This is a genomic window from Leptospira semungkisensis (assembly GCF_004770055.1).
Taxonomy (GTDB): Bacteria; Spirochaetota; Leptospiria; order Leptospirales; family Leptospiraceae; genus Leptospira_B; species Leptospira_B semungkisensis.
Genome location: NZ_RQEP01000005.1, coordinates 471,887 through 490,814 on the forward strand (window position 1 = coordinate 471,887; position 18,928 = coordinate 490,814).

The 18,928-nt window shown below is 41.4% G+C and carries 17 protein-coding genes; 2 read left to right on the forward strand and 15 right to left on the reverse strand.

Annotated elements, in window-relative coordinates; translation table 11 throughout:
* Positions 1–26 precede the first annotated feature (26 nt).
* Positions 27–1,277, forward strand: coding sequence for a hypothetical protein (locus EHO59_RS02330; protein WP_135584364.1), 1,251 nt, complete (start codon positions 27–29; stop codon positions 1,275–1,277).
* Positions 1,274–3,634, forward strand: a complete 2,361-nt coding sequence (locus tag EHO59_RS02335) for a PP2C family protein-serine/threonine phosphatase (RefSeq protein ID WP_135584366.1) — start codon at positions 1,274–1,276, stop codon at positions 3,632–3,634. The genes EHO59_RS02330 and EHO59_RS02335 overlap by 4 nt, the downstream gene beginning before the upstream one ends.
* 436 nt (positions 3,635–4,070) lie before the next feature.
* On the opposite strand, the gene EHO59_RS02340 is transcribed toward EHO59_RS02335, so the two are convergent.
* The 15 genes from EHO59_RS02340 to EHO59_RS02410 all read right to left on the reverse strand — a co-directional run bounded on the left by EHO59_RS02340 (position 4,071) and on the right by EHO59_RS02410 (position 18,921).
* Complete coding sequence (locus EHO59_RS02340; RefSeq protein WP_135584368.1) at positions 4,071–4,751, reverse strand: hypothetical protein; 681 nt, start codon at positions 4,749–4,751, stop codon at positions 4,071–4,073.
* Positions 4,752–4,769: 18 nt separating this feature from the next.
* Positions 4,770–5,888 carry a suppressor of fused domain protein gene (locus EHO59_RS02345; protein ID WP_135584370.1) on the reverse strand — a complete coding sequence of 373 codons (1,119 nt, stop codon included), beginning with the start codon at positions 5,886–5,888 and terminating at the stop codon, positions 4,770–4,772.
* Entirely contained in the window at positions 5,885–6,139 is a 255-nt protein-coding gene (locus tag EHO59_RS02350) for a hypothetical protein (RefSeq protein WP_135584372.1), read from the reverse strand. The genes EHO59_RS02345 and EHO59_RS02350 overlap by 4 nt, the downstream gene beginning before the upstream one ends.
* Positions 6,140–6,522: 383 nt before the next feature.
* The gene (locus tag EHO59_RS18325; RefSeq protein WP_281275681.1) at positions 6,523–6,654 is read right to left on the reverse strand and encodes a hypothetical protein; all 132 of its coding nucleotides are present in this window, start codon (positions 6,652–6,654) and stop codon (positions 6,523–6,525) included.
* Between the two features lie 171 nt (positions 6,655–6,825).
* A complete protein-coding gene (locus tag EHO59_RS02360) occupies positions 6,826–7,110 on the reverse strand; it encodes a hypothetical protein (protein ID WP_246052612.1) in 285 nt (94 codons plus the stop codon).
* 315 nt (positions 7,111–7,425) lie between these two features.
* A complete protein-coding gene (locus EHO59_RS02365; RefSeq protein ID WP_135584376.1) occupies positions 7,426–8,967 on the reverse strand; it encodes a thiolase C-terminal domain-containing protein in 1,542 nt (513 codons plus the stop codon).
* An 18-nt stretch (positions 8,968–8,985) separates the two neighbouring features.
* Complete coding sequence (locus tag EHO59_RS02370; protein ID WP_135584378.1) at positions 8,986–9,414, reverse strand: MaoC family dehydratase; 429 nt, start codon at positions 9,412–9,414, stop codon at positions 8,986–8,988.
* Between the two features lie 21 nt (positions 9,415–9,435).
* A complete protein-coding gene (locus EHO59_RS02375) occupies positions 9,436–11,055 on the reverse strand; it encodes an acyl-CoA dehydrogenase family protein (RefSeq protein ID WP_210413040.1) in 1,620 nt (539 codons plus the stop codon).
* A 19-nt stretch (positions 11,056–11,074) separates the two neighbouring features.
* Positions 11,075–12,967 carry an AMP-dependent synthetase/ligase gene (locus tag EHO59_RS02380; protein ID WP_135586432.1) on the reverse strand — a complete coding sequence of 631 codons (1,893 nt, stop codon included), beginning with the start codon at positions 12,965–12,967 and terminating at the stop codon, positions 11,075–11,077.
* Positions 12,968–13,107: 140 nt separating this feature from the next.
* Entirely contained in the window at positions 13,108–13,296 is a 189-nt protein-coding gene (locus tag EHO59_RS18365) for a cysteine-rich CWC family protein (protein ID WP_135584382.1), read from the reverse strand.
* 98 nt (positions 13,297–13,394) lie between these two features.
* A complete protein-coding gene (gene ligA, locus EHO59_RS02390) occupies positions 13,395–15,368 on the reverse strand; it encodes an NAD-dependent DNA ligase LigA (protein ID WP_246052709.1) in 1,974 nt (657 codons plus the stop codon).
* Between the two features lie 130 nt (positions 15,369–15,498).
* Positions 15,499–16,476 carry a M23 family metallopeptidase gene (locus EHO59_RS02395; RefSeq protein ID WP_135584386.1) on the reverse strand — a complete coding sequence of 326 codons (978 nt, stop codon included), beginning with the start codon at positions 16,474–16,476 and terminating at the stop codon, positions 15,499–15,501.
* Positions 16,477–16,521: 45 nt separating this feature from the next.
* Positions 16,522–17,892: a cytochrome P450 gene (locus EHO59_RS02400; RefSeq protein WP_135584388.1), complete on the reverse strand. Its 1,371-nt coding sequence runs from the start codon at positions 17,890–17,892 to the stop codon at positions 16,522–16,524.
* A 120-nt stretch (positions 17,893–18,012) separates the two neighbouring features.
* Positions 18,013–18,393: a hypothetical protein gene (locus tag EHO59_RS02405; protein ID WP_135584390.1), complete on the reverse strand. Its 381-nt coding sequence runs from the start codon at positions 18,391–18,393 to the stop codon at positions 18,013–18,015.
* Between the two features lie 15 nt (positions 18,394–18,408).
* The gene (locus EHO59_RS02410; protein ID WP_135584392.1) at positions 18,409–18,921 is read right to left on the reverse strand and encodes an RNA polymerase sigma factor; all 513 of its coding nucleotides are present in this window, start codon (positions 18,919–18,921) and stop codon (positions 18,409–18,411) included.
* Positions 18,922–18,928: the final 7 nt, after the last annotated feature.

Sequence of the window (18,928 nt, forward strand, 5' to 3'; positions counted from 1 at the left end):
CACGGCTCGTTTAAGAATCACTCAACGTGAAGACTTTTTTTTCCGACTTACGATTTGTCTCGTCATTGATCACTTTAGCTGTTCGATTAACGGCGGTGTTCACTGTGCTTGGTTTATACGAACTAAGCATGTTCCTACTTCCTAAGGAAATAGAATTCGTAAGCGAGATCGCAGTATTAACATGCCTGGTCTTCGGTGTTTTTGGGATTCTCCCTATCCAAGAGAAAGTTTCCGGATTTCTAAAATCTACTTTCGTCTCCGAATATTTAAGTGATGATCCGGGCTCTTCTAGACTTGCTCACCGAAGATTCGATTCGGAAGGAGTGATCAAGAACGTATTTCCTGAATTAGTCAGACTTACTACTAGTAATTTCGGTAGGCTTGCCATACTTCGAAACGATCTGACCCATTACGATCTTTATACATACGCTCATAAGAAGCAAAGAAAAGTAAACACGATGGAAGGGATCAATCCTCGCGCGGCCCTTCTTACTTATATCTTAAACAAAAGATCCGGAGCAATGATAGGCGAGCCGGATCAAAATAAGATCATCAACGAAGACTTTGTCAGCTTAAGGGCAAATTTCATTCTACCTTTCGTGTTTCGCGAGAAACTATTCGGTTTCTTAGCAGTTTCTAATATACCAAAAGATAATGTTCGCCATGAACTGGGTTTCTTGGCGGGAAAATGCGCTTTAGCAGTTCACAATCATATTCTTTCCTCTCAAATCGCAGAGAACAAGAAATACAGAAAAGAACTAGAGAATGCCGGCAAGATCCGTAAATTCTTAGAGTCTTCCGAGCCTCCCATGGTTGGAGATATCAAGATAGATTTGTTATCTCAGGAGCCTGGAGAATTAGTAGAGTTCTTCCAAGGCCCGTCCGGAGATTTTTATTTTGTGTTCTTGCGCTTGAGTGTTACGAACGCAGTCTCCGTTCTCGCTCTTTGCTATATATTAGGGACTTTGTATGCGTCTTGGTTGAATGGAGAGATCAAGAATGTTCTTCAATTAAAAGCCTTAGTTGAAGACAATCTCAAAGAAGTTTCCTGGACAGAGAGATACGATCTTGCAGTCGGCATGGTTGAGAAGGAAGGAGGTAAAATTTCTCTCCGCTACGTGGGCAAGAACTTCAAAATGTTCCGTTCTTCTAATCCTACAAGGAACCTCGCTTCGATCGGCTGGGAAAATATGGAAACTCCTAGCAAGGATCCGCTAATTCTTTCTTGGAATGATAGAGATATAATTTCATTCCAGAACATAGGTCATCATACATGAGAAATATACTTTTAATATTTCTCTCCGTAATCTTGTTCAGTTTGATTTTATTTTCAGGCTTACTCAACTCATACTCTAAGGAAGCGAGACTTCCCTTCTATTTCTATCCGAACGGAGTGATAGCCGTATCCAGCGGTCCCCATTCAGATCTAGTGGGAATGAAGATAGATCTGATTGAATACGAGATCATTCGTAAACTAGGACAGGACTACGGATTGTCTGGACATCCTTTCCATTTCTTTGGAAAAGAAGGAAGTGCTGTCAAGAGTCTCTCCTTAGTGATCCGTTCTTCTTTCGAAGTCTTACAAGACTTCTTGCCGGACATCACGATCTCTTTATTGTACTTCTTAGTTGCGATCTGGTTCTTCTTCTACACGAGAGATCTATATATATTCCTGTTATTTGGATCCTTATCTTCTATCTTTCTATTTAATTTCTTTTTACTCGCGTTCCATGATTTTCTTTTTCCATTCTTCTTCTTTTTATATTTCACAGGCTTTCTTGTCCTAGATGTGTCCTTTCGTTTGAGAGGAAAGGAAATCCCTTCTAGATGGTTTGCTCCTCAGGTCATCTTCTCACTTGTTGCTGGATTCGTAGGAGCTTCTCAAAAAGGAAATCCGGATCTATTCCAATTCCTTTCCACAAACGGGATCTATTTCAATGTATTCTCCGCCGGACTCTGCATTCTTCAGTTGGTGTTTCACACATTTAGGAATAGAAGAAATTACCAAGAGGTCTTTAAGAAACTTAGCCTTGTTCTCGCCTTTTTCTTAATTACGATCGTTCCTTATCTCATGGCAGAACTTGGAAATGCTAAGACATTCTTCATGATCCGTCCTTATTTGACCATTGCCTTCTTTGTTTTTCCGGCACTTGTAGTCTTCGGGACTTATACTTACTCTTTAGTGCCTGTACAGATCGCTTTCAGCTCCTCTCTCACTTCCATTTATTCGATTTTAATATTAACTTTCGGTTATCTATTCGGATTGGAATTCTTCGTGCGCTGGAATCCGGGCTTCTTAGGAAAATACCAGAGAGAATGGAATCTTTTCTACGTAGTCATAGCAGCTTATTTTTTAAGTTCTCTGAACAATAAATTGTACCAGTGGGTAGATTATTGGAGCTTTCGCAATAATCCAAAATTGCACACTGCTCTAGAAGAATTATCCGTGATGATAGGCGCTCCTATCTCGATGAGAGCTACGATAAACAATCTGATACGCAGATTGGTAGACGCATTGGAAGTAGAAAGACTGCAAATCCTGATCCCTGCGGATAAATTCCCTAGAACCGATCTAAGAAATATAAACTTCGTGAGAATTCCTTACGGATCCGAGATATGGACCTACTTCGAAGATCATACTGAAGTAACAGTAACTTCTCATTTGGCCTATGGTTTAGGGATCCGCGAATCTGTTTTTCAATTCTTAAGCCAGATGAAAGTGCAACTCGCATATCCTCTCTTCAATTTTGAGAAGGGAAAGGAAGTAATTGCGGTCTTCTTAGTCGGAGAAAAGAGAAATAGAAAGAATTTCACACTAGGTGAGCTTAGATTTCTTAAAGAATGTACCCGATTAGCATCTCTACTGATTCGAAACTATAGCCTCTTAGTAGATGAAGTGGAGAAGAAAAGGATCGTGAGAGACCTAAACATGGCTTCTATCTTGGATAAAACACTGCATTTACCCGAATTAGAGACTGTAAAAGGTACAAGTGTAGGATATTTTACTCTTCCTGCGGTTGGAATCTCTGGTGATTCCTTGGATATCTTAACAATCTCGCCTAAAAAGCAGTTATTGTTTCTAGGAGATGTATCTGGACATGGATTAGGTTCAGGCTATCTAGTTTCTGCTGTAAGAGGAATTATTCGCCGTCAGTTGGGCAATTCTCCTTCTCTTCCTGAGATTTTTAGAGCGATCAATCTGTTTTTGATCGAGAGATATCGAGGAAGTGAGTTCATGACTTCGATTGCAGGTATATATAATGCGAATGATGGAGCGTTTTCATTCGTAAATGCAGGTCATACACCACCGATTTGTATTCGAAAGGGTGGAAAAATAGAAGTTAGAAGCGAAACTCAGCGCGTTTTAGGTGTATTACCTACTGATTATCGCTTACTCACCATTCACTTGAACCCGGGAGACAAGTTAGTTTTATTCACAGACGGAGTAACTGAAACGTTTGATGAGAAGGAAGAGATCTTCGGAGAAGAGAATCTTCTTCGACTATTGTCCATGAATCATGATAAAGATGCGCAATCACTAGCTGATCTAGTGAGAAAGACTCTAGAAGAGTTTAGAAATTACAAAGAACCTAGCGATGATATCTCTTTTGTCTGCTTAGAAGTGTCCGAGTAAGCATCAACATACCTTTAATCAACTTATTAAAATTTTTTTCCTAAAATTAATTAAAATACTTTACAATGAAAAGTTAATTGATTAATTATGTCACTATCCAAGAGCTTTCTTGATCTCTCGTGAATAACGAAGAGCATTAAAGTTCTAATTCATGGAGGACGTCAATGGTTGCAAAAAAGAAAGCAGTCAAGAAAGCAGCTAAGAAAAAAGTAGCAAAGAAAAAAGCTGCTAAGAAGAAAGTTGCGAAAAAGAAATAACAACTTCAATAACATCTCTTCTATATTCCAATAGAAGGTATGAAGCTTAAAACCCGCTTCCTTGAAGCGGGTTTTTTCTTTTATAAGGGCTCTTTCGATTCCATTTTCTTTTGTTTTAAAGAAGATTGTTGTAAAAAAACAACAGTTGATTGGTTTTCAAAGTGCAAAAGCGAATTAGATCACTGCAATTTCAGATGTTTCATCACATCTTTCATCTCTTCTCTCATATCTGGCAGAGCATTTCCGTAACTCCTCACTAGAATCGCTTCACCTTCTTCCGAAATTTCGAATAAACGATACTCTTGTTCCGTTGTAGGAGACTTCTCCAGCTTGAAAAACTTACTCGGACGCTTCGTAAAGCGATTGTATGCAGTGAATTTATGATAATAGAAGCCTTGTTTCTTGGCATTTACGGGATAAGGAAGGTAATATTCTGCTCCCAAGACCAAAACATTAGGAGTAATCTTAGCAATTCTAGTCCAAGTCGCGAGGTTCAGAGGGTAATTCTCCTCTAAAAAGGCCTTCTTATGGTTCTTTTCCCATACAGAGAGGATCTTTTTACGACTTTCATCTGCTTGCTTGTATCTTTCTAACCCGTTTAAACAGATTTCCATAAGAGAAAGAAGCTGAAGCGAGTCTCCATCAGAGGTCTGTAACTCTTTTTGAACGAGTTTCTTAGCAGTAATGAAGTCTTGCGCATAGATATTCTCCCAAATCTTATCGATAGCGGAGCTTTTTTCCTGAGAATCTAGTTTGGAGAAGGAAGAAAAGAACCCGGAAAACAAAATCAAAGCGATACATAGTAAAGTATTTCGTTTCCAAACGAAATTTTTAGATAAATCGCTTCTTAAAGATTTCATTCTTTGAAAACTTCCGGATCAGATTGCGGATTGTCTTTCAGGGTTATGGATCCATTTGGATCCCTGCTTATCGAACAAAGAGAAGAACTCTTCTGCATTTCTTTCCTGAACGAATACCCTTTCTTCTTCTGAGATTGGAATCAGAGAAATAAAGCGGATAGGCTTCTCTCTCTCCGATTTTAATCCGTTCAATTTTGGAAATCCTTCCTCTTCTCCTATTTGTCTCAATGCGAGAGAAGTAAAGGTAAGGTACAATGCTTCCGGATCTCTTCTATTCATGGAGATAGTATGACCATGACCGAACCATTTGCTCATGGTCCAAGGATAACGGATAATTTCTCCGATCTGATGTTGGACCCAACTTTCGGATCTGTCCTCATCAGAAACTTTGGTTGCGAGCATTAATTCTACCCTCGCATAATTCTCGTAGTCCTTGCGATACAGTTCTACAGAAGGCTGATTTTGAGCGCTCATTCCTACTGTAGTATAAACATAAACTCCTGGTAGATCCTTAGGAGCAAATCTTGCGATCCCTAGTTGAGGGTATTTTCCTCCATCTGCAGACCAATACTTATCATGTTTTCCGAATACGCTTTCTAGATAAGAAAGTCGAGATTCTTGTATATTCTTCCAAATTCCCTTATTAGAACGAAACTCCCAGAAAGTCCTGTCCTGGTTAATTCTATCAGGAATGATACCAAACTCAGTATTTCCCAACGGATAGGCTGTAATCGCGTCTGCCTTAGCAAATTTAGAATAACCGTGAAAATCTTTCACTCCTGACCAAGGAGGAAGATAGGCATACAACTCTTCTTTATAGAATAATGCGAGCCCGTTCCCTTCTTCCGACCAAATGAAATGGATCTCGTTCGTATCGAATTCTGGATGTCCCTGAGGATCAGTAACTTCGGCTTCTATCAAATAAGGAGCGAGTCCGGAACGGAGATCTAAATCAGTTCTGGTCTTGGGTGCGTCGATGCGATTGCAAACCCAAACGGATTTGATCGCGAAATCTGGACTTTCTTCGGCCTGCAGGTATAAGTATACAGTGCGGCCATCATCTTCCAAGAAAGCGGTAAGTGATCCATAAGGATTTGCTTCTTGGTATAATATTTTAGGTTCTGCTGTTTGATTCATTTGATAGGGATGTCTACGATTCTGGAGTTGAATTCATCCAAGCGCGCTACGATCTTCTGCTCCATATCCTTCTCAAAAAGAATATCCGGAAAGTAAGAGCTCGCGTTCAAAAGACCGGTCAACTCTACCTCATTCCATTTTGAATAGGTTCTTAAACTGTCCCAAACAAGGATTGGGATGCGTTGCCCTTCTTTCTTACATTTAACGAAGGTATCGACTGCTTTTATTGGAGTGAGTAATTTGTTCTTCATAGCAGGTGAATTCCGCCCAAGGCCATTATCCGCGGTCTTCAGGAGGTTTCAAGTCGCTTACTGCTTTGAATAGAGTAGAAAAAACGAAAGCCGGCGCTTCCTTTCGCCAGGCTATTGTACCGTAGATTAACGGTGGAGGAAGTTACGTAAAGGTTCTACGAAAACCCTTTCCCGAATCTTTCTTTCCTTATATTGTTCGAAAAGGATCAGAAAAAGGGCTGTTGCTAAAAACATCGTTTCCATACTAATTTCGACGGCAGTCGGATAAAAATCCCACTACCCTTGAGTATGGTTTTTGGAAAAAAATTTCCTAAATTTTTTGTAATTCCTGTAAGATTAGAATGATCGACAGACTTTATCTATTAGATAGAAAACCTAAAGTTTCAAGACAAAGCGTCTTTCGCTGCCTGCTTTACTTGCTTCAGCAATTTGGCTTTTAGTCTTTCAGGGATCTTGGTAGAAAATTCGAGAGTTTGAACAAAGATCTCGGCGGCCAGATCCACCATCTCGCTCATTTTTACGTCGTTTTCCCGTGGGATAGATGCGCTTTTTGCCTTAGAGCGCGGGGAGGAAACCCTCTTAGAGGCCTTTTTCTTGGGAGACGGTTTCTTTTTCTTCTTTTGGACCATTGTTAAAAAGCTCGGGTCCGTACCTTACTTTCTACTTCTCCGGATTCCAGTCGGATTTTATTCCTTTTCTAAAAAAATTCCCAGTACGCGATAACTGTCTATACGATCCATGAGCAGGTTTTTTTGCTCCAATTCGTATGAGTATGGGGAATCAGTGAGGATCAACACTTCTTCTCCTCTTCTCCACTTCCCTTCCGATTCAGTCACATAAAAGAATTTGGAATATTTTCTCAGATCCAAACACTCTTCGACTGTCTCCCAATGTGCGGATACGGAAGGGGTTTCCTCCGTATGTTTTGAATCCGGGACTAAAATTCTTTCTTTTCCAAGAAAGGTCCGCACTTCTCCGGTTCGAATATTCTCCGCAGTTATAAACAAGGAACTCATCTCCTTGAGCAAGGCTTAGACTGAAATTTTGAAGAACTTGTTTTCGAATGGATACGTAAGTTTTCGATTCGCAAAAAGATTCCTCGCTCTAAGCTAAAAATCTGACGAATCCAACTAAAAGCGTACTTCAGTTTTGGAAAAAAATTTCCAAAACTGAAAGAAGAAGTTTTTGGTTAATAGGAATATTCTAAACGATTTTCTTTTATTTGAAAAGGTGTCACACCTTTAGTGATAGAAAATCTTTCTAATTTTGCAAGACGAACGATCGATTTATAAAAGAGTAGCCTTCCATCTTCTGCCTTCCCGATCGATTTTTACCCGAGTTTTGTCGTATTGCAATTCGTCCCCGCTCTTTCTAATCGTCCCGTCTTTCTCATGAATGTTCGCGAGAACAAAACGGTTTTCTCCTAGCTTAACTAGAACCAAAGAATAAGGAGGCTTCCAAGAAAATCCTGGATTCATATTCACTGTGGTAGAAGACCAAACGGTCCCTTCTTCTCCTGGATCCGCACCTGGGCGATTCAAGCTTAGAGGAGTCAATTTGGGAGCCTTAGATTTTCTTTCTGGACCAGGACGTTCTGAAGAGAATAACGCAACCGAATTGATGCTGTCTATTCCCCCATTACCGCCGAGTAGAGAAACCTTAGGAGAGAATTTTTGAACCTTGCCTACTTGATCTTCCTGCGCATAGAGTCCGTACTGGACCGCGATGTCTACCAGCCCAGTTGCGGCAGAAATAGACATTGCAGCCTGATAATTCAAGATCCCTCCCATACTATTGATCGGGATATTTTTTCCATTAGAAAGTTTTAATGAAGAATTCTTCAAAGACTCTATAACATCTTTTCGAGGAAGTTTGAAATACTGAGAAGACTGTTGGACTACCATTCCAGTAAAGCAATCGTAGATCCAAGCATAATCGACTTCTTCTCTTTGATAGCCGGATTGAGAGAAGAGTTTTTCTCCCGCATTCCCCGAAGGAGATGCGAATCCACCTTTCAATATAAAGTATTCGCTATGTGCAGCATGAGAAGCCCCCACTAAATGGATGGGCTTTAGATCTTTTCGGATCCAACCTTTAGCCTTCCAACTCTCTGCTTTCTCTTCAGATACAAGCAAAGTTGCAAATCCGTGATCGGTTACAATAGCAATCATTGGACTCGGATAAGGATCCGAGATCGGCCTAGACATTTGCTTTTCGGTAATCTCTTGTTGGTACGTAAATGCTCTTGGATTCCCGATCGCATTCGATCGGAATTTCTTAGTGATATCCGTTAAGTCCGAAATGCTAATCCCTTCTTCGAACATCATTCTCTTCATGAGAAGTCCGTACATCGCGATCAATGTAGCGCCGTTATCTAATTCGAATTCAGGATGGCATACAGTTTCATTCACGAGCTTTAGATCGGAAACTTGTTTGAACGCCGACTTAGGAACATCTGCAGCAGCAACCAATACGACTGCATCAGGATTATCTACCAAGATGGTCCTTGCCTGTCCGATTGCTCCGGTTACACTGGCTCCTCCTAGATCGATTACGTGGGCTTTCATTCCGGTATATCCTAGATCATTTGCAATTCTTACTGTATGTCCGTATCCTTGCTTGCCGAGAGAAGCAGCCTCAACACTCACAAAATCCGTGATTTCGGAAGCGAGAGTTTCATTCTTCATTCCAAGAAAATCCAAAAGAGTGTTTATAGATTTCTTATAATGATGAAATACCTTTAACTGGCCACTCCACTCTTTATATTCCGCCTCCGGAAAATCTTTTGTAGTACTATCGGCCATTCCTAAAAGAACTGGAAAACTCATGTATAACTCCTGAGATGCTTAAGCGGCGCCGGGAGGAATGACTTTGCATTCTCCCTTGCCTATAGTTTCATTTTTTTGATTGGTCCATTCGATATTCATCGAAACTGCTTTGAGTCTTGGGATTTTTTCCTTCACTTCGACCGTGCAAGTAATCGTATCTCCCGGAAAAACAGGTTTGCGAAACTTAGTAAGAGTTTCCAGAGCAATGGTCCCAAGCCCTGGAAGTTTCATACCAAGCACAGGTGCAAGAAGAGAGGCTGCCAATCCTCCATGAGCGATACGGGTCTTGAATGCAGTGGTCTTAGCATATTCCTCGTCAACATGCAAAGGATTGAAATCACCACTGATCCCTGCAAATAAATAGATATCCGTTTCAGTTATCGTTTTTGTGAAGCTTGCCTTTTCTCCGATTTGGATCTCATCATAGGTTTTTCCCTTTTGGTACATTCAAAATTCCTTATAATATCCTTACGCGATTTGAGCGCCTAAGACCCCATTTTTCAAGAACTCAACACATTCAGCGACATCCTTCTCTACCGTAGGAAGTTCGGAAAATCTGTTTAACAATTCCTTCGTTCTTTCTGGATCCAGCTCTTTTAAGAAATGAACGCTCTTGAAGAATTTACATCCTGCGTAAAAAGTAAGGATCCTAAGATCTCTTATTCTATCTTCAGACTTATAGTCTGCGTTGGATTGAACCGCGTCCCAGAGTCCGAGTTGAACAGATACTATGAATACCGCCAGATCCGCGAAGCCAAACTCTGAGGATTGTTTCTTCTTTCTATCCGGATTCTCTCCTGCAGATCTAAGAAGTTCTTTGGCTGCAGCTAAGACTCTTCCTTCAGGAGTATTTCCAAGTAAGTTCTCCGCCTTTTGTCTCACTTCTTCTGGAAGAGACTGTCCTAAAACAGTCATGAATTTATCGAAGCCAGCGTACGTAGAAGATATAATACTTCTTTGAATCTCCGAAGTCCCTCCTCCGATGGTGCCTAACTTTACGTCTCTGAATTGTCTGCTTACATGACATTCCCTCATGTAGCCCATTCCCCCGTGAATCTGTACTGCGTCATTGGCGATCTCTTCGGCAGTTTCAGTTACGAATACTTTCAGTGCGGAGCTTTCGAATGGAAGGCTCGCTGTAGGATCAGTGTCCTTCTTGTTCGCAACGAAATAGATCAATCTACGAGAAGCGCAGAGATATACCCAGTTTCGTGCGAGCTTCTCTTGCACTCCGAAGAAGGAGAGAATAGGTTTGCCGAACTGATGACGCTTCCAAGCATAATCCAAGCATAGCTCCAGTCCAAACTCCATTCCTCCAGGAACGGCAGCGACAAGAACTGTTCTTTCCCATTCCAAGGTTCCCTTACCGATACGAACAAATCCGGAGTTCAAAGGCCCGAGTAGATTTTCGTCAGGCACAAACATATCTTGAAAAGAAAGCTCGGCTGTCATGGAAGTATTGTGGCCTAGTTTTTTTAAGACCTTACTCACATGAAATCCTTTCATATTCGATTCTACGATGAATGCAGAAACTCCCATAGGCCCGCGGGACTTGGTAGTTCTAGCCATAATGATGAATACTTGTCCGTTTGGTCCATTCGTAATATATAATTTACTTCCGTTTAATATGAACCCACCATCAACTTTGGTAGCGAAGGTGTTCATTGCCGCAGCATCGGAACCGGAATCCGGCTCAGTCAATCCGAGACCCGCAATCCATTCGCCTGAAGCCAACTTAGGAAGGTATTTCTTCTTCTGAGCTTCTGTTCCTTGGAAGAGAATCGGAAGAGTTCCGATAATCATGTGGGCTCCCCACGAAAGTCCGAAACCTCCGTCTAAGGAACCAGCATTAAACGCCTCTTGCGCGATACAACATTGCAGACAGGTTCCTCCCTGTCCGCCGTATTCCTCAGGAACAGGAATGCCTAAAAGGCCCATGCCTCCCATCTCTTTCCAAATCGAATCACCCCAAGTGCTAGTCTCATCCCTTTCCTCTACAGAAGGAAGAACTCTTTCCTTGGCGAAATCTTTTACGTTTTCATAAAACTCTAAATCCGAAGAACTTAAATATGGATTTAAAAACACGATATCCTCTCCCGATTCCGATCTAATTTTTTGTAAGATCGGAAACTTCTTTTTTAAAACTTTCTAATATTTCGTTACGTTTAATCTTAAGGGTTCGAGTCATTTCTCGATCCGGATCAAAAGGCCGAGATAATACATAAAACGCATTCTGAGGAATCACTTCGAAAGACTTGAACCCGTTCTTGCGAGAAATTCTCTCAGATACTTCCTTCTTGAATATTTCTCTGATCTTAGGATTAGTATTCCAAGAATTCTGATCTTCAGGCAGCTCCGGAAACTCAGCTTTCAATCTTTCAAAATCAGGCACGATCAAAACTACCAAATGCTTTGCTTCATGTCCGGTCACCATTACCTGATTCACATAAGGCGAATTCAAAAGCTGATCCTCAATGGGAACCGGCTCCACATTTTCTCCGCCTGCAAGAACGATTGTATCTTTTGCACGCCCAGCAAATACTAACTCGTTTCTATAATTGAAACGCATAATATCTCCCGTATCAAAGAAACCATTCTTATCAAAGACAACCTCGTTCAATTCAGGTCGCTTGTAATATCCCATCAGCACTTGCTTGGATTTTACCCAGAGACTTCCTTTTCCACCTGGAGGAACAAGATTGCCGTGTTCATCTTTCAGAATGCATTCATATCCTTGGATAGGAGTTCCCACAGTTCCGGGAGAAGGTTGCTTAGGTTTACGAATGGAAAGCACTGCAGAGGTTTCAGTCATACCGTAACCTTCAAGCACGATCAATCCGATCGAAGAAAGGAATTTATCTACAACGGAAGGAAGAGCACTTCCCGCAGAAACGGAAACCCTGAGCTTTCCACCCAATGCCTTATGGATCGGACGAAATACCAGGAGCGCTCCTAATTTCAAAGGCGAAAGTAGGATTAAATTTATTAAGGCTAATAATTTTGAAAATGGACGAAGGATCAGATTCGGTCTTTGAATATGAAAATCATATCCGAAGAGGATTCCCTTTTGGGTAGCCCAGAGATGTCCAATCCTTAGAAAGAAATCAAAGATTGCCTTTTTCAAAGCTGATTCTTTAGAAACCTTATTTATAATTCCATTATATAAGGATTCCCAAATTCTTGGAACCGATGGGAATAATGTAGGCTGAAAATCTTTCAGATCTTCTCTGAGATTATTTATATTCGAGACTAAGAACCCAGCTCCCAATTCGACAATGCAATACTCGATGGCTCTTTCAAAAGCATGCCAAGGCGGAAGAAGACTCACTCCAGAATCTGAAGAGTTTAACTGAACGAATCCGATCACCTTCTCCACTGCGGAGATCCAACCTGTTTGGGTCAGCATAACTCCTTTAGGAGCTCCAGTTGTTCCGGAAGTATAGATCAAAGTGGCAAGTTCATTCGGAGTTTTTTCCTTCATGCGCTGTTTTACGCAATCAGGATGAGAGGAAAGATAAGATTTTCCTTTTTCGATTAGATCGGAAAGACTACCTTCTCCTGTTTTTAGGTTTCCAAGATCATCTTCCATCACAAAGACTTTCTGCAAAGAAGGAAGCTTAGCTCCTAATTGAAGTAATCTTTGTTTATCTTTTTCTTTTTGAACGAGAGCATATTTACTTTCGGAATGATTAACAATGTATAAAATATCTTCGTCTACAACATCGGTTCCTCTTGGAACAGAAACTGCACCGGCAGTTACGATTGCTATATCACCGATAATCCAGTTCTGACTAGCATCACATAGATAAAGGAACTTGTCGTCTTTTTGGACTCCTTCAGCAATGAATCCCGCGATCAAAGAATCTACTAAGGATTTAATTTCGGAAAAAGGTCTACCTTTGATCCCATCTTTTGTTCTTCTGGAAAAACTTTCCTTATTCGGGAACCTATTTGCCGTCTTCTCCAGCATGTCATAAAAATATTTTTGATCTGTTTCCAAAAACTCACCCACGAAATACATCTTACTTAAGGCCGAAACCTCTCCGGACGGAAACTCTATCTTCAAGGACCTATGCTTCAATCGATTTTTATTTAACGATGAAAAACCGTAAATGGTGAACTTTTGTTCATGACGTTTTCTCAGTTCTCTCGATGAACTATGTTCGTTTCAAATCGAGTCAAACAATCTTTACACAAACAGTTCTCATACATCTCTCTTATATTCTGTAAGGCTTTCGCATCTAGAGATACATGAAAGCACCAACATGCATTCTCATCTACTCCGCAGTCGAAAGATTTCAAGCAACTAGGACATTGCTTTTGAGTCATGGGAAAGATGATCTACCTAGATCCGAATTTTTCAATCCTTTCCGCAAAGAGGAAGGCGAGTAAGGAATATTTGTAATGAGGTTTATTTTAGAATGGATTTAGATCGAGATTCCATTCTGCGAAAGGATCTTTAAGAATTCTTCTTCAGAAACGACAGCGACACCTAGTTCTTGTGCCTTGTCCAATTTGGAGCCGGCCCCAGGCCCCGCCAACAAATGAGTCGTCTTAGAAGAAATGGAGCCTACTTTCTTTCCTCCGTAATAGACAACAAGATCCATTGCCTTGTCCCTAGGCTGGAAGTTTTCGAAAGAGCCGGAGACACACCAGATCTGTCCCGCAAAAGGTTGCTTATCCGATTTTTGGACCTGATCCGCTTTCATCTTTAAACCGGACTTTTTCAAATTATTGATGAGACCAAGAACTCGTTTATCCGTAAAATTCTCTACAATTGCTTCAACGGTAGAAGGTCCTATGCCTGGAATCTCCATAAGAGCTTCCGATTTCTTAGGACTCTTTGCTGCCGCAAGAATGGAATCCATAGAATCATAACCATGCTCTATGAGTAGCTCCGCCACTTTCGGCCCAATCTCTCTCAATCCCAAAGAAGAAAGAACAAACCTGAAATCCTTTTTCTTAGATTCCTCGATCCCGTTCAAAATGATAGATACGCTCTTTTCTCCGTATCCTTCTTCTTCCATTAGTTTTTCTTTATGTTTTTTTAAAGAATAGAGATCTGCGAGATCCTTGATATATCCTTGGTCATAGAGAAATTCCACCTGCTTTTCTCCCAGACCTTCTATATCCATTTGCTTGCGAGAACAATAGAATATGATTCCGTTCTTTACACGATCAGGGCATTCGGAGTTAGGACAGAAATAATCTACTGAGTCTGCCTTCTTCTCCGTTTTAGTATTGCAGCAAGGACAACGAAGAGGAATCTTAAAGACTTCCTTTCCAGGTGTAACCACTTCTTCGACTGCAGGAATAATCTCTCCTCGTTTAGAAATCCGAACAATTGCACCGATTCCTACTCCGAGCTCATCGATATAATCTTGGTTATGCAGAGTGGCGAAGGTAACCGTTGTTCCTGCTAAATTGATCGGCTCAATCTCCGCTCTAGGAGTGATCTTGCCGGTACGGCCCACTGCATAATCGATTCCTACAATCTTACTTTCCTTCATCAAGGCATCGAACTTGAAAGCTCTCGCCCATCTGGGGGAATGAGACGTGTATCCCAAAGATTCTCGCTTCGCGAGATCATTCAGTTTGATCACGAGTCCGTCAGTCGGAAATCCTACTTTCTCTTTCTTCTTCTTGAAGTCTTTAATGGCTGCAGGGATATCCTTGCCTTTAACAAGTTTCGTATCCGGTGGAAGAGGGAATTTCAACTCTTCCGCTTTCTTCATGACTTCTTGGTGAGTTTTGAATTTGGATTTGGTTCCGGGAAAGAATGCATCGTAAGTAAAGATTCGAAGAGGTCTTTTGGCAACATCCGCAGAATTCTTTTGCTTCAAAGATCCTGAGGAAAGATTGCGAGGGTTCGCGTATTTTCCCTCATAAGCCTCGTTGAATTCCTCGAAATCGGAAAAAGTCATATAGACTTCTCCCCGGAGATACACGGACACTTCTTCGGAAAGACGCAAAGGAATAGAACGAATAGTTCTTACGTTCTGCGTGACATCATCGCCGATCCCGCCTGTCCCTCGAGTCACTCCATTTGCAAGTATTCCATTTTCATAATATAGCATTAAAGAAGCGCCATCAATCTTCCATTCAACGGAATAAAGACCTTCTGCATCCGTTTTCAGGACCCATTCCATAAGCTCTTCTTCATTGTACGTGTTTTCAAGAGAAAGAACAGGAAGCTTATGAGTGAATTTCTCAAAGTCCTTGTCCAAATCGGATCCTACGGTTAGAGTTGGGCTGGCAGGATCTGCCAGATCGGGGAACGCGACTTCCAAAGCCTGGAGTCTCTTGAACATCTTATCGAACTCAAAATCCGAAATCTTAGGAGAGTTCTTTACATAGTATAAATATTGATGATGACGTAGATCTTCTTCCAAAGAACGCATTTCTTTCTTTGCGGTCTTTGCATCCTTGGGCAGATTTTCCGTAGGATCCTTGGATTTCTCGGAAGACGCAACCTTCTTAGGAGCAGTCTTTTTTTCCGCGGGCTTTTTCGGCATAATAGATTATATTAAATTAATATTGGCCGAGGCCGACTTTCATGTATTCCATCGGGTCTGTACGATTGGATTCTCCGATCCAAACTTCGTAATGCACGTGAGGTCCGGTAACGTTTCCGGTGGCTCCTACTGTGGCGATCAACTGTCCCTTATGAACGTATTCTCCATCGCGAACGAGCAGCTTAGTGCAATGTCCATAGAGACTGTAATAACCGTTCGCATGGGCCAACACAATATGATTTCCATATCCCCTAGGAGAATAGATAGCTCGATATACCTTTCCGTCTCCAGTCGCATAAATCGGAGTTCCAGGAACATTGGCTAAGTCCACTCCATCGTGGAATTCCATATATCCGAACGTGGGAGATCTTCTCATTCCATAATAAGAAGTTAAATTATAAGAAAATAATGGTTCTCCGAATGGCAGAGAGTTCATGATACCGTATCTAGTATCTAGAAAAGTAAATACTGAATCTACCAATGAGCGATTCCTTTCCATAGAAACACGAACAGCGCGATATCCGTAGATTTCGGAGAGATACGATCTACCTATCATTAGATCTTTGTCGCCAGCTTCCTCTACCTTTAACTCGGTAGCAGCCAGATCTTCCGAATCGGATTCATCCGGAAGTTTTAATAACTCGTCGGACTCTCCGTCGATAAGAGAATGCACTTCCTGCAAATTCTCATTCAAGGTTGCGAAATCGTCTCGAATATCTCCTAACTTTTCGCTGTACTCGATATACTCGTCGAAATATTTTCCATAAACGGAAGCAAGTGCATTGATCTGGATACGAGTATTATTGTATTTCACGATCCCTAAGACCGCGATGCCTACTATCGCAAACAGTAGACCGACTAAAAAGAAAATAGTGAAGATGGAAATTTGAAAGTGAAAGGACTTATCGAATCCATGAGGAATTAAAAGGACTGTCAGTCTTTGATGACCTTTTTCCTTAACCTGGTCGATGCGTTTTTTTATCATCTTTTCCATGGTCAAAATCCCCCTGAAAGAAGGATTTTGACCTGGAAGGAACGGTCAAGTGGAAACTATATTGAATCGAATTCCATGCTTAGGTCGTAATGTGACTAAAGGTTCCATAACAACCGGATGTTTAGGAACCAATTCGAATTTATAGGCCTTTGCGATTAGGGCGATCACCAGAGTCGCCTCCGTAAGTGCAAAAATATTACCGATACAGATCCTTGGCCCTCCCCCGAAAGGTATATACGCATACTTCGGTCTGTCTGCAGATCTATCTTCGTCGAATCGATCCGGATCGAATTCATTTGGCTTCTCCCAAAATTCGGGATCTCTATGAATATTGAAAATGCAAATAGAAACGTTCGTCCCTCTCGGAAGATCGTAACCACCTACCACATCGTCTCCCATTGCAGTCCTTTCGATCACCCAAGCAGGAGGATACATACGAAGAGTCTCATCCACAACCTTTCTAGTGAACGCTAACTTTTGGATATCCTCTAAGCCGGGAGTTCGATCTCCTAAAACGTTGACTGCTTCGTTCCGAACCTTCTCCCAAACATCCGGATGCTGAGATAATAAATAGAACGCCCAAGACAACGCGTTAGCCGTTGTTTCATGTCCTGCGAGTAGAAGTGTGATTGCCTCATCCCTGACTTGGGTCTCACTCATGGTTTCGCCTGTCTCTTCATCCTTCACTTCTAAAAGCATGGAGATCAAATCGTTAGAAGGGTTCTTTTTACGTTCCGCAATCAGTTCTTCCACTACGGAATGCATGTCCTTCAAGGCCTTTCTTAATTTTCTATTTTCCGGAGTAGGCCAACTAAAAGGCATAGGAAATAGACGAGTGATCCTCTTCGTAGTGATTTCCAAAGCAACTTTCAAAGATGCCTCGATTCTGCTCGCATAGCTTTCTACTTCAGTGCGAAATAATGTTTTACCTACAATAGCGAAAGTGAGCCTCATCATTTCTTTAGAAATTTCTAAATTACTCTGGCCCTTCCAATTCAATAGGGTTTTATTAGTTTCTTCGGCCATGATCTCCACGAATTCGGAGATTCTTTGTCTATGAAAGGAAGGCTGGATCAGCTTTCTCTGCTTCTTCCAAAATTCTCCCTCACTATTCAAAAGTCCTTTGCCTAGAATTCTTCCGAGTTCTCTATAAAAGATCCCTTTATGATAATTCTGGCTGTTCTCCTGCAGAACTCTGCGAACATCTTCCGGTTGAGAAATAATGTGAAATGGAATTTGTCGGATCCCAAACAAAGCGGTCTTACCGAATCTTTCATGCATCAGTTGAAAGAAGCCGATCGGATCCTTTGCAAGTTTGGAAACGTAAGGTAAGGCTCTCAGCCCAAAAACACCAGGAGGTAGATTCGGTTTTGATTTATCGGATTGCTTCGAAGAAGCTTCATGTAGAGAAAGCAAGGATTGGCTCCTCGTCCGAGTTGGACTTTTTGGGATTAGTTCACCCAACCAATCCTTGCCGCAATTCTATGTAACAACTGCTATATATGCAAGTCGAGTTTCTAAAGAATTTTCGAAAAGCTATCTTCGCTCGAAGGATGTTTCGATCAAAGTATCCACATCCATCAGAGAAGAAGAAGGAATCGCCGCGCTCGGAGGATCTTCCTGACTCAAGTCAGGAGTTTGCATACTAGTCTCCGCCTCTTCGAACGTACCTTCAATCTGCTCTTCCACCCAGCCCTGCCATTCTCCGGATCCTTGGTCTTTTTCAGGCTGCACATAGAAAGATGCAACCGACAGGATCCCTATGAATAAGCTTCCGAGTGAAAGTGCAAAAAATCTTCTGACCTTTGTGCGTCTACGTTGCTCGATAATTCTCGCAGAGATATTATCGCTCCACTCATAGCTTTCCAAACGTCGGAAAATTTCTTGGTCTAGCTTTTCTCTATTCTTTTCTTCCATTGCCAATATTCTTTATCAGGTCTCTTGAAAAAAGAGTTTCTTGAGCATTTGCTTCCCTCGGAAAGAGCGGGACTTAACCGTTCCTTCTGGAATACCGAGTTTTTCGGCGATCTGCTGCTCTTTGTATCCCTCGGACACGAGTGCTAATACCGATTTATATTTCCAGGGCAGATTGGAAATCAAATCTTGGATCTCTATCTCCATTCCTCTTTCGGAATATTCTTCTCTCGGATTGCGAATAGAATCCTGAGTAACCTTTTCTTTTAGGCGAAGAGCCAGATTTGCCTGACGCATACGCTTTTGATTCATGCGAAGCGATTCGTTTCTCGCAATGGTATACAACCAAGTGCTGTGAGAAGAATCTCCTCTGAATTTATTCGCAGCAAGACTCTTATAAGCTCGAATATAAGTTTCTTGAACCACGTCGTCGATAGAATCGTAAAATTCTTCGTACAAGTTCTTTTTAATAGCGGAAAGCACGATATGTTTCGTACTATCTATTAGGCCCGCAAATTCTCTTTGGTCCATTTTAGTT